The 14,602-nt window shown below is 51.0% G+C and carries 20 protein-coding genes and 4 tRNA genes; 2 read left to right on the top strand and 22 right to left on the bottom strand.

Annotated elements, in window-relative coordinates; translation table 11 throughout:
* Window positions 1-15: 15 nt before the first annotated feature.
* From OGY07_RS13160 to OGY07_RS13135, 6 genes are all read right to left on the bottom strand, one after another.
* Window positions 16-2,097 (bottom strand): ClpP-like prohead protease/major capsid protein fusion protein, encoded by a 2,082-nt coding sequence (locus OGY07_RS13160; RefSeq protein WP_502872429.1) that lies wholly within the window; start codon window positions 2,095-2,097, stop codon window positions 16-18.
* A complete protein-coding gene (locus OGY07_RS13155; RefSeq protein ID WP_286601066.1) occupies window positions 2,066-3,586 on the bottom strand; it encodes a phage portal protein in 1,521 nt (506 codons plus the stop codon). Before OGY07_RS13155 ends, OGY07_RS13160 begins: the two co-directional genes overlap by 32 nt.
* 8 nt (window positions 3,587-3,594) lie before the next feature.
* Window positions 3,595-3,810 (bottom strand): hypothetical protein, encoded by a 216-nt coding sequence (locus OGY07_RS13150; protein WP_286601063.1) that lies wholly within the window; start codon window positions 3,808-3,810, stop codon window positions 3,595-3,597.
* The gene (locus OGY07_RS13145; protein WP_286601061.1) at window positions 3,807-5,924 is read right to left on the bottom strand and encodes a phage terminase large subunit family protein; all 2,118 of its coding nucleotides are present in this window, start codon (window positions 5,922-5,924) and stop codon (window positions 3,807-3,809) included. The genes OGY07_RS13150 and OGY07_RS13145 overlap by 4 nt, the downstream gene beginning before the upstream one ends.
* 3 nt (window positions 5,925-5,927) lie before the next feature.
* Window positions 5,928-6,431 carry a DUF1441 family protein gene (locus OGY07_RS13140; RefSeq protein WP_286601140.1) on the bottom strand — a complete coding sequence of 168 codons (504 nt, stop codon included), beginning with the start codon at window positions 6,429-6,431 and terminating at the stop codon, window positions 5,928-5,930.
* A gap of 175 nt (window positions 6,432-6,606) precedes the next feature.
* The gene (locus tag OGY07_RS13135; RefSeq protein ID WP_181822693.1) at window positions 6,607-6,822 is read right to left on the bottom strand and encodes a hypothetical protein; all 216 of its coding nucleotides are present in this window, start codon (window positions 6,820-6,822) and stop codon (window positions 6,607-6,609) included.
* Window positions 6,823-6,826: 4 nt separating this feature from the next.
* Here OGY07_RS13135 and OGY07_RS13130 point away from each other — a divergent pair, with 4 nt between their 5' ends.
* Together OGY07_RS13130 and OGY07_RS13125 are read left to right on the top strand one after the other, a co-directional pair.
* Window positions 6,827-7,258, top strand: coding sequence for a hypothetical protein (locus OGY07_RS13130; RefSeq protein ID WP_206255717.1), 432 nt, complete (start codon window positions 6,827-6,829; stop codon window positions 7,256-7,258).
* Between the two features lie 34 nt (window positions 7,259-7,292).
* Window positions 7,293-7,790 carry a hypothetical protein gene (locus OGY07_RS13125; protein WP_181822691.1) on the top strand — a complete coding sequence of 166 codons (498 nt, stop codon included), beginning with the start codon at window positions 7,293-7,295 and terminating at the stop codon, window positions 7,788-7,790.
* 167 nt (window positions 7,791-7,957) lie between these two features.
* Here the strand turns inward: OGY07_RS13125 and OGY07_RS13120 are convergent, their stop codons facing one another.
* From OGY07_RS13120 to OGY07_RS13040, 16 genes are all read right to left on the bottom strand, one after another.
* Window positions 7,958-8,131: a GnsA/GnsB family addiction module toxin gene (locus tag OGY07_RS13120; protein WP_181822690.1), complete on the bottom strand. Its 174-nt coding sequence runs from the start codon at window positions 8,129-8,131 to the stop codon at window positions 7,958-7,960.
* Between the two features lie 191 nt (window positions 8,132-8,322).
* Window positions 8,323-8,553 (bottom strand): hypothetical protein, encoded by a 231-nt coding sequence (locus tag OGY07_RS13115; RefSeq protein WP_181822689.1) that lies wholly within the window; start codon window positions 8,551-8,553, stop codon window positions 8,323-8,325.
* A 72-nt stretch (window positions 8,554-8,625) separates the two neighbouring features.
* A complete protein-coding gene (ymcF, locus tag OGY07_RS13110) occupies window positions 8,626-8,814 on the bottom strand; it encodes a cold shock small protein YmcF (RefSeq protein ID WP_181823240.1) in 189 nt (62 codons plus the stop codon).
* Window positions 8,815-8,824: 10 nt separating this feature from the next.
* A complete protein-coding gene (gene cspE, locus OGY07_RS13105; RefSeq protein ID WP_181822688.1) occupies window positions 8,825-9,037 on the bottom strand; it encodes a transcription antiterminator/RNA stability regulator CspE in 213 nt (70 codons plus the stop codon).
* A gap of 733 nt (window positions 9,038-9,770) precedes the next feature.
* Window positions 9,771-9,965, bottom strand: a complete 195-nt coding sequence (locus OGY07_RS13100) for a hypothetical protein (protein ID WP_249418877.1) — start codon at window positions 9,963-9,965, stop codon at window positions 9,771-9,773.
* Window positions 9,922-10,191, bottom strand: a complete 270-nt coding sequence (locus OGY07_RS13095) for a hypothetical protein (RefSeq protein ID WP_181822687.1) — start codon at window positions 10,189-10,191, stop codon at window positions 9,922-9,924. The genes OGY07_RS13100 and OGY07_RS13095 overlap by 44 nt, the downstream gene beginning before the upstream one ends.
* Entirely contained in the window at window positions 10,188-10,730 is a 543-nt protein-coding gene (locus OGY07_RS13090) for a glycoside hydrolase family 108 protein (RefSeq protein WP_286601054.1), read from the bottom strand. Before OGY07_RS13090 ends, OGY07_RS13095 begins: the two co-directional genes overlap by 4 nt.
* Entirely contained in the window at window positions 10,730-11,011 is a 282-nt protein-coding gene (locus OGY07_RS13085; RefSeq protein ID WP_079780884.1) for a phage holin family protein, read from the bottom strand. Before OGY07_RS13085 ends, OGY07_RS13090 begins: the two co-directional genes overlap by 1 nt.
* Window positions 10,998-11,384: a phage holin family protein gene (locus OGY07_RS13080; protein WP_079780883.1), complete on the bottom strand. Its 387-nt coding sequence runs from the start codon at window positions 11,382-11,384 to the stop codon at window positions 10,998-11,000. Before OGY07_RS13080 ends, OGY07_RS13085 begins: the two co-directional genes overlap by 14 nt.
* A 506-nt stretch (window positions 11,385-11,890) precedes the next feature.
* Window positions 11,891-11,962, bottom strand: a tRNA-Gly gene (locus tag OGY07_RS13070).
* Between the two features lie 4 nt (window positions 11,963-11,966).
* Window positions 11,967-12,040, bottom strand: a tRNA-Arg gene (locus tag OGY07_RS13065).
* 1 nt (window position 12,041) lies between these two features.
* Window positions 12,042-12,117 (bottom strand) — tRNA-Thr (locus OGY07_RS13060).
* A 1-nt stretch (window position 12,118) separates the two neighbouring features.
* Window positions 12,119-12,194: transfer RNA gene (locus OGY07_RS13055), tRNA-Ile, on the bottom strand.
* 40 nt (window positions 12,195-12,234) lie between these two features.
* Window positions 12,235-13,293 carry a DNA-methyltransferase gene (locus OGY07_RS13050; protein WP_286601049.1) on the bottom strand — a complete coding sequence of 353 codons (1,059 nt, stop codon included), beginning with the start codon at window positions 13,291-13,293 and terminating at the stop codon, window positions 12,235-12,237.
* 179 nt (window positions 13,294-13,472) lie between these two features.
* Window positions 13,473-13,721 carry a hypothetical protein gene (locus tag OGY07_RS13045; protein WP_181822684.1) on the bottom strand — a complete coding sequence of 83 codons (249 nt, stop codon included), beginning with the start codon at window positions 13,719-13,721 and terminating at the stop codon, window positions 13,473-13,475.
* A 169-nt stretch (window positions 13,722-13,890) separates the two neighbouring features.
* Window positions 13,891-14,586, bottom strand: a complete 696-nt coding sequence (locus tag OGY07_RS13040) for a bacteriophage antitermination protein Q (protein WP_181822683.1) — start codon at window positions 14,584-14,586, stop codon at window positions 13,891-13,893.
* Between the last annotated feature and the right edge of the window lie 16 nt (window positions 14,587-14,602).

Raw genomic sequence — 14,602 nt, 5'->3', positions numbered from 1 at the left:
GCCAGGCGGCGGTCGTTATTTTTTGGTGACTTTAACCATACCGCGCCAGTCAAGCGGTGCCACACCGGCATCGATACGCACCTTGAACGCGGCACCGTCAACAGTGAAGCCCTGTTGCTGCTCCAGATACGGCGTATCGATACCGTCCAGATACGCCACCTCAATGGTGTCGCGTCCCTGTGCAGCGGTCAGGTAATAATCCGTCGGACTGCTGTCATCCAGGCGAGCCTCAGAGGCCACCGTCACAAAGTTCTGGATCGGGTTAACGATACCGCTGTTCGCGTCCGCGCCCGGTACGCTTGCAGATTTGATCAGTTGGTTAGCGCGGGACTCAATGGCCACTGGCGTCAACATGTAGGCCGGGCGAATGTTCAGACGGCGGTCGCCTGATTTTTGCAGCAGCATCGCCTTACGCGCCGTATCCAGGCCTTCGATACTCAGATCAGCGGAGACAAGGTTGCCATGATCGGCGTGGAACAGCGGCTTGCCGTCGGACATTTTTGGGTTGCTGGTCAGAACTGCCCACACCAGATCACCCACGGTGGCACGAGCGGCAAGGCCCATTGCCTGCGGGATACGGGTCAGCATATCCAGGTCATCGTTGATGATGGTCTGGCGGTCAATGCTGAAAAGTTCGCCGTAGGTCGCCAGCGCAATCGGCTCACCGCGGTCTTTAATGGTGACATATTTATATTCCGCCCCGGCGCGAACCTTACGCAGCGATGCGAGTGATTCCAGGCCGACGCGGTGTGCTGTTTTGAAATCGGTCAGCGTACCTTTCCGGGTCCACTGATCAAAGGTTTCGCTTGCCTCATCCCACCCCTGTAGCGCTGCTTTGTGCGCCACATCCATCAGGATATTGCCGAAATCGCTGCTACTGTGGGTGAAGGCCAGGCCGACCATCGCTTGTGCCGTGCCTGCACCGGAGATACCGATGCCGCGATCGACCAGCGACGCGCGTGCCAACTCACGCAGGGTATAGCCGCTATAGGCATTATCTTTCTCTGCCTGGGCAAACCCCGCCCGGGTCATTACCGCAGCGCGAATGGAATCACCGACCAGATTGCCGTTACCGGCATAAAGATGAATAGCTCCCGGACCGGCGCTCGGGGTGGTGCCCGCCGCCAGTGCCTGCAACAGTTTGTCACGGGCCTTTTCGGCATTGCAGGAGAAGTCGGCCAGGCACTCCGCCTTTAGCGTCGCAAAGGTCGGAAACGCCTCAAACACGGCAGAGACGGAATTCACGCGCTCCGCGTTCGCCGTCTGCATCTGCTGCTGCAACTGCTGGGCAAGCGCGGTAATATCGATGTTCGACATCTGAGGCGCAGGCTGTTGTGGTGCTGGCGGGTTAAGATTTGCCTGTACCGGAGCAGGCTGCTGCGGCTGATTCACAGGAGCTTCGGCGCGCGGCGCAAATAGGGAATTAATCTGTTCTGGCATATTCTGGTAATCCTTCAGTTTATTTTGATTCACACAGGCCGCGGCCTGCAGTTCAGGTTCAAGTTTGTCGGCGAAACCTTTTTCCACCGCCTCGGCACCGTTAAGCCAGGTCTCTGCTTTCAGCATCGCTTCCAGCGCCTCCTGCCCCAGTCCTGTTTTGTTCATGTAAGCGCTGAGCATCAGGGACTCATTACGATCAAGCCAGGCGGCGTAATCGCGCATATCGTCAGAATCGCCGGCGATGCCGCCCCACGGTTTGTGGACCATAATCCAGGCGTTTTCCGGCATGTGCACCGTTGCGCCGGGCAGGCAGACAATCATCGAGGCCATGCTTGCCGCCACACCGTCCACCCAGATATCCACTTTCGCTTTCAGCCGCGACAGGGTGTTGTAGATGGCAAAACCCTGCATCACATCGCCGCCGGGGCTGTGGATATGCAAGTCCACCGCGCTGGCGTCAAACACCCCTGCCTCTTTACAGTCAGCGACAAACTGCTGGGCAGTGATGCCCCAGCCGCCAATCACGTCATAAAGGAAGATTTCGACGCGGCCTGCAGCCAGCGCGCGTATTTCATACCAGCACTGACCGTTTGCCGCATCGACACCCGCCAAGCTGGCGCGCGGATTAATCATCATCGTCCGGCTCACGCCGGACATCGTTTGTTTTTGCCGTTGCATCTGGCATCGCTCCTTTGTCGTTGGCGGCGTCGGAATCAAACACCAGCCCGTGTTTACGGTTAAATTCAGTTTCACGCAGTCGCTGGCGTTTAACCTCCTGCGGGTTTTTCCCACGGGCCCGCGCCCATTCCGCTTCTGTACCCGCACCGCCACGCACAATCGCTTTCCAGGCGTTAGCCTCTTTCCCCGGATCAATCCATGGCATAACCGGGCCGAGATAAAGTGCGTTATAGAGGGATTTTGGATCCACATCCGGCGGGACATCAACGCCACTCAGCAACGCCATCGCCAGCCATGCACGGTAAACAGGCCTGCTGTGCTGCCCGACAAACCACTGTTGCAGAACGTTGTAACCCTCGAAGCTTTCAACCAGTTCCTGACGTTGTGAGCTGTATGTACCGTTGTAGTCACGCGCGATACTCGAATAGCTGCCACGCGTACCGGCAGCAACCGCCCGCATTTGTCCGTTTCGGAATTCATACAGGTGAACATTCGGGCGATTTGATTCCACCATGCCCAGGTCTTCACCGGGCCGTAGTTCGTCATAAATCATGCCCGGCGCAATATCGTAATGACGCTGACCACCGGGTGTTGAAAACTCACTATCATCGCCAAGGGACTGCGCATCACCACGCTTGATGTAGAAACCGAGCGCAGCGGCAATACGGGCGGCCACGCGTTCACTCTCTTCGTAATCCTTGATGTCTGAAAGACGGGTGATCACCCCGTGGATCAGGCTGATGCCACGCAACTGATGCAGGCGCTTTCGCTGTGCCAGGTGGAGCATGTTTTCCGCTGAGACGGTTTTCAACTCAGCGCTGAACCGCGTCATGTTGGCCGGGTGGTACTTATAAACGCGGTAGCCTACGGGACGCCCCCACTCGTTCACGATGATGCCCTGGCGAACCTGCTGGCCTGCGGTACTGTTCAGGTTGAACGGAACGAAATCCGCCTCCAGCATTTCCAGTGAAAATGGTACTGACGTTGCGTGTTGCAGACCCGACACATTCCCCCTTACCAGTTGCGTGAACACCTCCCCGTCACGCAGCGCAGAACGCAGTAACAGGCGCTCAGCTTCCGGCCGGGTAAACATGCCGGTTACTTCCGGGCGCACGGACCATTCCGCCCAGAGCGCCGAAAGCTGCCCGGCAAAATCGGAATGGAGATTGCCCTCCAGATCGAGGGGCTGGGGTTCAACATGGATCCCGTGGGCACCGATTACCCGATCTTCCATTTTGTCGAACAGGCCGATCACCAGGTCATGGTTTTCATCCAGCCACCGGGCCTGCTCCCGCAGGGACTTACCTGCAGCAAATACAGAGGTGTCCGCTGACTGGCTTTGTTTTTTCGCCTTATGCAGCCGTGACGGGTTTGCCGCTTCATAAGCATTTAGCCGCAGACGATCCCGCGCACGCGCCGCTGCCCACCCGGGTGAAATAGCTCCCAGTGTTCTTTCAAAAATACCCATATGACGCCTTACAGAAAGTGTGCGAGTTTGTACGAACCACCGCGACTGTTGACCGCCCGCCAGCGACGCTCCCAGTATTCGAGCTCGTCGCGCAGCGCTATCGGATCGTGGTTAGTGATGGCGCGACCGTTTACGCCGGTAAAGGAAATGCTCTTGCCGTCTAGGGAATCCTGGTAGGCCTGACGCACCATCAGCAGCGTTTTCCAGATGTCGTCCTTCGTCACAACCAGCCTCCCTTACCGGAAGACCCCAGCCAGCTGCCGGAGAGAGCTGTATCCTTTTCAGGTTCAGCCTTAACAGGTGACTGAACAGGTTTTGTTTTTTTCACGGTTATCTCCCTTGGGCGTTCCCCTTCATGAATATTTGGGTTGAGATCCTGCGGCTCAGCCCACGCCGGAGGTTTTTCCCAGTCACGGATTTTTTCGTAGCCGCGCAGAACCGCCACGGCGTGGGCATAGCAGAACAGGTCAAAGGCTTCGTTGGGTCCCTTGCCTGGCTTACGCCATTTGCCGTCCACGCCGCGCTCTTCGTAGGTCAGTTCTTCGTAGAACCACTCCCCCAGCCAGTCAGGAAAATGGATATAGCCCGCGCCGGGGGTCTCACGGTCCAGATTGTTGCTCAACTGATCCTTGAGCAGGTCGGTCTGCAGCAGATATACCGGCACCTCGCCGCGCGCGTCGGCGCGACGGTCGCTGCGTTCGGTATTATTCGGGTGGGTTTTGGTGATAATTTTCTGACGCTTTGTACTGTCGCCCTTAACCAGATAGACGCGTTTACCCAGGCCATCCCGGCGGCACTGGCGCCAGAATTTATAGGCGTTATCGGTCACACCTTCTTCACCGCCGCTGTCGACGGCCATGGCCAGTACCGGCATACGCCGCGTCGGGTCAGACTGAAGCGCATACGTTTTTTCCAGCACATCGGAGACCAGCAGTTGCCAGTCCTCCGGATAGGCGCCGGGATGGATCGGCTCCGCCTCGCCATGGGCATTGCAGCGCAGCGACTGACGGATGTTGTAGCGGTCAACCAGCCAGCGTTCTCCGTTCTCGCCATAACCGATAATCTGCACGACGAAACGGCGTTTTTTACCGCCCTGAACGTCAACTGCCGCCAGCAGGAAACGTACCTTAGGCGGTACCAGGCGTTTACCGTAATCCTCCGCACGCAGCATCAGCGCATCGGCACGTCGCTGTTCGCTGGCCGAGCGAGGCAGGTACGGCAGCCCCCAGTCGGTGTTGATCACCGCCTTTAGGGTTTCTTCGCTGCCGGTGGCCTCATACTCCTGCTCAGCAGTCAGCAGTTTGTACACCAGCTGCGCCCAGGTCTGATACGCAGCGGCGGGGCCTTCCATCCAGAACGACGCTATGCGAGAACGGCGTGGCTCACCAGAAATATTGCCATCACGGTCAATACTCTGACCTTCACGCAACCAGACTCCCACACCGTTAAGCTCGCGCTTTTTATCTGCTGTAATAATGCTGCTGCAATGCGGGCAAAGCAGATGAGCCGACTCACTGGCTTTTACCGGATCCGGTTCATCACGGTAGCCGGTCATCGCCTCCATCGCTGGCTGAAAATATTCACCACAGTGCGGGCACGGCCAGTACCACCGACGGCGATCGCCACGGTTGTACAGAGAAAGCGCGCCAGTCGTTGGTGGCGCTTCATGGGGAGACTTGCGGCGCCATTTGCTGTCGCGAATGTCCCGCCCCGGTGAACACTCCACGAGGGTCATCCCGGCGGACATAAAAGTCGTTGTGCGTTTGGAGGCCAGGGTAAAACCGTCACCCTCGCCGTCGATGTCCTCAGGGAAACGGTCATAATCCGTGAGCGCCACACATTTGAAATCTGACGAGGACATAATGTTGATGGAAGGCCAGCCGATTTTGAGATAATTGCCCGCCAGAAAAGTACGATCATACACATTGTTGTCGTTTCGCAACGGGCTCAGGCGCTTCGCCACCTCAGGACTCACGCGGAAGGTCCGCGCCAGTCGCTTTTTTGAGTGCTCGCGGGCTTTCTCTTCGGTCATCTGAACGACGAGCATATCGGAAGGGTCGCAGACAATGTTGTATACAACCCAACCATCCACCAGACCGATCGTTTTCCCTGTTCGTGCCGGACCAACAAACACCACTGCATCGTATTCACGCATCGCGAGGCAGTTCATCGGTTCAATCACATACGGGGCGACGGCAGGGTCCCACGGTACTGAGTTACCGGCCCCCATGGGTACGCGCATAAATTTCTGAACCGCCTCAGCCACAGGCATACGGCGCGGGGCTTTGAGAATGACGGAAGCGTTACGCCTGACTTCCGCTGCCGTGGCCTGTCGCATGACTTACTCCTCTTCTGGCATATCCTCCTGTTCCGGTGAGTCGGCCTGCTCAACTTTGAGGGCTATCTGATCGCGCAGATCGTCAATAACCTGCTGCACCCTGACAACCGCTGCTGGGGTCATGGCGCAATCGCGCTCAAGAATATCGGGTAACGTTTCCAGCACCTGAACCATCGCTTTCGCCATGGAGGAAAACTGCCTGGTGACTTCGGATGCCGGGATCAGCTCCCCTGTTTCCTGCTGGAACTTGAGCCTTTCGCGCTCTGACTGAAACCAGGCTTTACGATCCGGGGGAAGCATTTTGTCGACGTCCAACAGCTCGGACGATGTGGTGCTTGTCAGCAGCTCACGCAAAATATCTGTGATTGCATAAAGCTTAAGTTTCGGATTGCTGCCGGGGGCGGGTTGCACATTTGCCAGCTTGCTTGCGACCGTCTGACGGTGCAGATCGGTGATTGCGGCCAGCTGAGTGATATTCAGCCGGAGATTTTTCAGTTCGTTATCCATGATGGTGAACAAAAAATAGTCATTTCGACATCCTGTAAACGATCAGGACTGAAATATCAATAGGTTAAACGGATGATGATGAAACCCATAAAATGCAAAAAACTAGCCGTTTTCCGCGTGTCCCCGGCCCCTCGGTGTTCAGAATCGTCAGGAGGACCCACAGAACTATCACTGATTAGCGCTTTGACGCCAGAATGTATGCACCTTTGCTGATAGCAGAGGCGAGAGCTTCAGCCAGCAGATCTGAGGGAATCCCCGGTAATCTGGCGGCCCAAAAAGCTCTCGTCCTTACCCAATCCATTTCTCCTGTCAGTTGTGCTGTAATAGCCCCATGCAGTTCTTTAATAAGAACAGCCTTAACCTCTTCTTTTTGATACAGGGAGTTATCCATAAATATGTCCAATATTGATAAGTTCGACGAAATTGCAGGTCAGGTATTTGCGGATTTGTACAATTCCTTTCCTCTCACCAAACCGTTAGGGTTGGCAGATTACACAGAAGGAGACTCAGCACTTGATCCCGATGGCTTTACCGGTGCTGAGTTAACCGAAGACGCTGAATTTGTTAAAGCAACAATTAGCTGGCTTATTAATGCAGATTTTATTACCTCCAGCGGATTTCACGGTGAATACTTTGCTGATGTAATTCTTACCCCTAAAGGGCTTGAATGTCTGAAACTCATGCCTGATAGCCTAACATCAAATGCTGGTAGCCAATTAACACAGGCGGTCAAAGCCGGAAGTAGAGAAACCATAAAAATGATAACTAACCATGTGCTGGCTCTTGGCGTAAAAATCATGGCAAGTAAATATGGTTTAACCGAATAAATATACTGAACCACACAGCAAGTGAGCGACAGCCATGAGAAGAAGTCTAGCTATAAAACAATTCAATGTAATTTTCCCAGTCATCTGCACATTACTGGGTGTCAGTATCACCGCATTACTGGGTCTGTATGGAAACTATTTACAAACACACAATGCTTCAAAAACAGCATGTATCATTCGTCTGGATAAGCAGGAATCTCTGTTGAGGGAGAAATATAATCAGTTCATGGTATCGGTGACTTCTTTTAGCTTTTCACCTACGTTAACAGCCCCTATTACACGAAGCGATATGAGAAAAGATATATTGCCAGTTATTAAAAGCGCCACAGAAGTGATGACTTATGCGCCACCTGAACTGGCGACAGTTGCAACTAACACACTTAAGGCTTTTTACCTGGCGGACAGAGCGGGTGATAACCCGGACTTGCAGAAGGCAGCGATTAAGCAGGCTGAGCAATCCTTTCAGGGGGCATATGGTGCTTATAGAAAAGCCCTTAATACAATCGACACTCAAAGGAAAAACTGTGAATGACTTTTCCTCCGCTCATACCCTGACAATAGCGCTTAAAATGCCTTACTGTATATAAAATTGAGGCTTCAAAAAAGAATAAAACAAGATAAAAAGACCAGCTATGCGTGAGCTGGTCTCTACGTATGGCTGTTTAAATGAAGTGCGCAGTCAGCAACTTCGCAGCAGACCTAGATCAAAGTAATCTTAATATCATAGCTCTCCAGCCCGGTCATTTTTTCACGAGCAGTAAACTTGATGTCCGAAACTTCCTTCCCTGTCTTTTTTTTGAGCTCGACAATTTTCTTAGTAATAAACTCAGAAATTTCTGTCTCCGTTTTTTGTTGTAACTCTGCGACGTTCATTTTGCTCCTCTCATACTCTGTTACGACATCAACAAACCATTATAACAATGTGTTCACAGCTTTATACTTGCCTTGTCTACCTATAAAGATAGGTTGAACACATCAAATGATCAATAGCTTGGTTATTATTTACCTTGAAAATACAGCCGGAAAACCACACTCAATACAGTTAGCACAGATACTTGAAACTTTCATTTCAGTAATTTGGATGCGACCTCAAGGATTTCTTCTGAACTTACATTACGATCAGAAGCAACATAAACTATTTTGTGATCACCTGTCAGTGATGGGAAGCCGGCAGACATAACGGATAGATGTGCCTTTTCACCGCTAGGATATTCACGTGTTATAGTTGTAATACCCTTCATTACTGATAGCACAACTGCCGGTTCGGAATTAAAAAACACTAACACTTTTTTCATAGTGGTCTCGTAAATATCCTATTATGAAGCCATATTACAATGTAAAAAGGCCCCAAAAAGGGGCCTGGTTTTTTACTTTCTGAAAGCAAGTGGAGCCTGACCAGAACAAATATAACGTGCAATATTATCAAATGTAATCATTGTAGATTTACAGAAAATACATTTCGCACCAAAAGGATTGCTGACGGTAACATCAAAAGATGATGTACGGTACTGAGACCCATGGCAGCAAGGACATCTAAAGTGAATATTATTAATAATAACAGTGACCTTAAAGCGCTACGACATTAACTGCCGACGGTCCTTTTGGACCCTGCTCAACACCGAACTCAACTGCCTGATTCTCATTCAGCGTTTTAAAATCATTACTCTGGATAGCCGAAAAATGTACGAATACATCCTTACTGCCATCTTTTGGGGTGATAAACCCAAAACCTTTTTCAGGATTAAACCATTTAACTAAACCAGTCATTTTATTAGACATAACTATTACCTTTTTGAGTAAGCCCTTGGGCAGAATGGTCTGAAAAAATTATCAGAGAGAAAAACCAACAAGGAAATCTCAATAGGAACAAATAATAAAAAATATTACAGTAACTGCTTCAGATAAATTCATAACAAACCACACCCCCATTAACGCATGATTGACCCGACATAGCAACATTTAGTTTGTAAGCTCGCATCTTACTGTTTTTAATTGCAAAATTTTAAACAACCATAATATAAATTTATGTCACGCTGGCCAAAACCTTTACTTCCCGCCCTTAGTTTTCAAAGATTTCAGTTCATGAAAGAGTTGCATGTACAGTATTTTCTTTCTGTTAAATTGGTAAACACGCTCCTTTAGACATCCCCACACTATAGTTCCTCTGTCTTATAACAAAGGCCTATTGTCTTATGAGTGTTATCTTCAAGGCGTGCGAGATATGTATAAAATAAAGGCCGCAAGAATATGCGGCCTTTGATTACTGTCAGTTAACAGATGAAACACAACTCTCAGGAGCCACCCGGAAGAGCTATACCTGACCGGATAACTTGCAACCTCTGCCAGACTGGTGCTGGTTGGCAAAGGTACAATGAGAGTAGTTTGTTTTATTTTAATAACACGAATAAAAAGGTGTTATTAGCATTTATCCTGTTAGTGACAAGAATAAATCGCTGTTTCACTGAAATATCAGCGATACATTCTGCCACCGGGAATACTTACTAAGTTTTCGTCATAATGATCCGACTTGGGGGTTCTGGCAGTTCGCCTGCCACGCTTTGTTATGCGCCAGGATATCTTTCTTCGTCTGGCGGTCCAGTACATCCCAGTCGTGATCCGTTCCGTAGATGGGTTTAACCCAGTCGCAAGCCGTATCAACCACTTCAACCCTTGCGGGTCCAGTTTGCGCGCAGCTCGCAATCAACATCGTCATCAGGCATATGGTTAACAGTCTGCTGTACATTGCTGGCCTCTTTAGTGACTTCCGCTTTACGTTCTGCCGCCGCAACGGTGGCCGCCGCGTTTTCTTCGGTGCGCTGCTTATCTGCTTTCGCTTCAGCTTTGCTGGCGCCGCGTAGGTGGCCCAGGCCAAAAGCTCCAGCAATAGCAGCAAATACTGCCACAACGAGTCCGGTGATCATCTCAAGCGTCATATAACCACCCGTTCCTTTACCCAGCCATAAACAAATGTCTCGTTCGCGCTGCGCTGTTCTGCCAGTTCGAGATAACGCTGACCCTGGCTGCAATTCAGAGCACGGAGCATAACCAGCTCTCCCTCTTTTCCTCGCCGGGCAAGATAGCTTTTTAACGCGCTGATAGTTCGTGGACCGATAAAACCATCAGCAATCAGCTCGGGATAGAGCGTCTCCTGAATGTTGAATACGTTCAGCCATCGCTGAAACCATTTGGTCTGAACCGATGGGCCCATGTTAACGCCGGTGTCGCACAATTCGGCGGCGATGGCTGGTGATACCTCAGAAACAAGGTCGAAGCGTGGCCCTGTCCAGTAGTCAGCCGTCAGGATATCCAGCGCCTGCTGGCGGGTAAGGTTACGCATATCACCGTTATAACCGTGGGCGCGAGCTACCGCTTGAGTGATTCCCCAGTTTGTTGGGCCGCCTTTGTCGTCGGGGTGATTAACGTACCCGCCCTCTTTGCCGAGGATGGCATTAAATATTTCGTCTTTGGTCATTATTGCCTCAGGTGATCAACCAGACGTGCAACGTTGCCTCTGACGGCCACCAGCACGGAAAGAAAAATGATGTTGGCCCCGATCGTAGGCCATGATGAATGTGGATAAATACCGCACAAGTAGGCAAGCGGTACAGCGCTGTACAAGACGGTAATCAGCCATGCCAGACGTGAAATCCACGGGCGGTGCCGGGAATTGCCGCGACGGTAAAACATTAACGTTATTACCACCCCCGCGCATAACAGAGCGTTAAGGGTTGCAGTCGGGTCATTTAGTACCACCGGAACCTCCCCGGCGCGTTATCAGCGCCACCAGCGATCCAACATCCTGGTTACTCAGGAACGTCAGGAATTTGACGGCCAATGCAGAAACGATTACGGCACCAATGGCATCCAGCGGTTTATCGGTGTAACCAGTCCAGGCCGCCAGCTTTGATCCCACCAGACCGGAACAAAGGATCCCCGCGATGTATGACACCAGAAAATATGCCAACCGGCGCGCTGCGCTCAGGTCCGCAGCAGTTGCAATGTAGAACACCGCCCCTGCAAATGCGCCAAATACAACACCGTAATCGGTTCCGGTCAGCAGTCCATAGATACTGGCCCCCGTCAGTGCACCACCAGCCAGCCCAGTGCCGGAAATCGGATCGGACATTTAGCCCCCTCTTATTGCTGTGAGTCCTCTCAGAATTGAGGGGAAATAAAAAAGGCCACCCGGAGGCAGCCTGATCAAAAATAAGTTTTTTAACCTGGTGGTTCTAACGGACCAGCCAGGATACTGACTTCACTGTTGTGACAAATTGCATCATCCCGGGTTAAGTGCCATACGCCAGGTACAATTTCGCCGGTTGATATATCTTCGAACTCTTCACTCTTGAAATAAGCCACCTGGACAGAGTCAACGTGCTTAATCCAGTAGAACCCTTCCTGCATAGGTCACCTCATCACTGATAGAGTAGACAGTATAGCGGTACGGCAACACCATAGCAGACTGAATAATAGATGTGTTTAAACAAACAGGCATTAATATGAGGCACTCCATCCAACAAACCACCCACGGTTGTACGGATATTAACGGAGTGCTTTTGGATGAGCGCTGAACCCAAAGGTCAGTATTTTTACACAGCAATTTTGCAAAAAGCAGCGCCCATTCAAAACTTGAGCGGTCAGCGGTAATCGAACCCGCATCATCAGCTTGGAAGGCTGAGGTAATAGCCATTATACAATGACCGCATAGTGCGCCATACTGGATTCAAACCAGTGACCGATTGCTTAGAAGGCAATTGCTCTATCCATCTGAGCTAACAGCGCATGGTGCCGACTACCGGAATCGAACTGGTGACCTGATGATTACAAGTCAGTTGCTCTACCTGCTGAGCTAAGTCGGCATGGTGGCCCCTGCCGGGCTTGAACCGGCGACCTGGCGGTTATGAGCTGCTCGCTCTGACCACTGAGCTCAAGGGCCGGAAGCAAAATATTATCCAGAACGGATAAATCCTGCAATATCAACGAATCAGTTCAGATATCCCCCGAATATCCTTCACGGTCTGCGCAAAACGCTCCGGCTCCAGTTCAACGCCAATAGCACGACGTCTAAGCGTCATAGCAGCTTTTATGGTTGAGCCTGAACCCATGAAAAAATCTGCCACCAGATCGCCTGGCCTACTGCTGGCATTGATAATCTGCCGCAACATGTCTGCCGGTTTTTCACAGGGATGCTTTCCAGGGTAAAACTGAGCGGGTTTATGCGTCCAGACATCGGTATAGGGGACCAGCGCTGTTACACTGAAATATCGCCGAAGGCTTTTATACTCGCCAAGCAGTTCTGCGTATTTCCTGCTCAGCACAGAATATTCCTCCACCAGCTGGTGGTGTGGATACTCCCGTTTTCCGGTGCACTTTTTTTCCTTTGCGACACGTAAAAACAATGCCTGTAACTTCTGGTAATCCTCTTCGTTCGGCAGTTGCCACTGACTGGCACTGAACCAGTGAGACGCCATGTTTTTCTTTCCCGTGGCATCGGCAATCTGTTTTGCCGTTATCCCCAGGGCTGCACGCGCATCGCGGAAATATGAAATCAGCGGCATCAGCACATGCTGTTTCAGTTCCCTGCCCTTCACCTCATAGCCGACGTCTTTTGGACGATATGGACCCTGATAGTGTTCAGCGAACAGAATGCGCTCTGTTGCAGGGAAATACGCCCGCAGGCTTTCCTTATGGCAGCCATTCCAGCGACCGGACGGCTTCGCCCAGATGATGTGGTTGAGAATATTGAAACGATTACGCATCAACAGTTCAATGTCTGCCGCCAGCCGATGACCGCAAAACAGGTAGATGCTGCCGTTCGGTTTCAAAACCCGCCAGAACTCCGACAGACACTTATCAAGCCACGCCAAGTAATCGGCATCCCGACGCCACTGGTTATCCCAATTTTCAGGTTTAACTCTGAAATACGGCGGATCGGTACAGATTAGGTCTATCGAATTATCGGGGATTTGGGAAAGAACGTGCAGACAATCAGCGTTGAACAACTCAACACTGTTTATTTTTACAGTATTTTTCATAGATCAGTAAGCAGGACTCTGATAGGCTCACTATGCTTTAGCGCTAAAGCGGTGGGCTTCGGTTCGCTTGTGACCTCAAACATGAGCGAATGGCTGGTGGAGTGCTCCAACACCCACCAGCCGCCCATTCTTCACAGCAGATAAGTCATATTTTTATGACTCGACAATTAAATTTAGTATCAATCACGCCAGTCTCTCGTGACGCTAAATACCTTTTCTGACATCTCCCCATATTTATACTCAAAACTACATACAAACGGATCGGGGTTAGTACCAAACCAAATAAACGCCCTACCTTTATGCGGAAAATAATCAGTGCTGAACTCAACACTGACAGACGCAATTTGGGCTTCATGCCCATAACGATTAATGATTTCTTTCTCAACCTCATCCCTGACTTCGTAGGGTATATGACTACCTTTTGCCACGTTTAAATCCTCAAATAATGAATGAAGCTTAAATCATACAAAATTTGAGACATAAAAAACCCGCTCATTGGCGGGTTTTAAAATTTTGGCAACGTATCAAATATGCTTCAAATATGTCTTATTTCGTTGCATTTTGCAAGCGCGTTAGACGTAGATAGTGAAACTTAGGTCACATTTCCAACGCATTAGCCACATCCATCGCTTCGCGCCTGATGAGGATCGTTTGCAACGCCTGAGCGTCAAGTTCAACGAATGCTGCTTTAAATCTCGCCCAATGCGAGGCATACACCCGTAACCAGGTTGAACGATTAACAGAGATCATGCGTGCTAACGCCGCGCCGGCGTACTCTTTATAGGTATCATTGCTTCTGGCCGCTGCTACCTCCTGCGCTGCCAGCCAGACAAGTGAGACCAGTTTTTTTACTACCCGTGACTGCAGCTTCTTCTCTATCCGGCAATTCTGAAAACCATTCCAGACGTGCTGGCACATCAGGGTCTGATACCTGAAGTTCAGATCGAAACCATAGCAGTAACGGATCCATGCCTGCTGGTAGTCATCAAGTGAATTGATTACCCGGCGCCACGGTGCGTAACTAAATTCCAGATCCTGCATTGGCGGTAAAGGTCGCCGCCGGCTTCTCGTTTCCAGCACATAAAAAGGCGTAGTTAATGCCCTTACAAGCGAGCGTCCGCAACCTCCCCCGCCCTCCAGTTCGATAAGGGGCTGTCCGCAGCGGGGAGTTTTATTTTTGTCTGCTGGTGGATGTTCACTAAACGCCTGCAACTGCCCCTTTGTCCCTTCAGATAAATTAGCCAGGGCGCGCCTTACTTCTATACGGGTATATTCAATGGCCTGTAAATTCATTCAGATTAGCGCTCCA

Origin of the sequence: Citrobacter sp. Cs237, from assembly GCF_030332325.1 — a bacterium.
GTDB classification, from domain to species: Bacteria; Pseudomonadota; Gammaproteobacteria; order Enterobacterales; family Enterobacteriaceae; genus Citrobacter_A; species Citrobacter_A sedlakii.
This window is presented reverse-complemented; position numbering and strand designations above follow the sequence as displayed.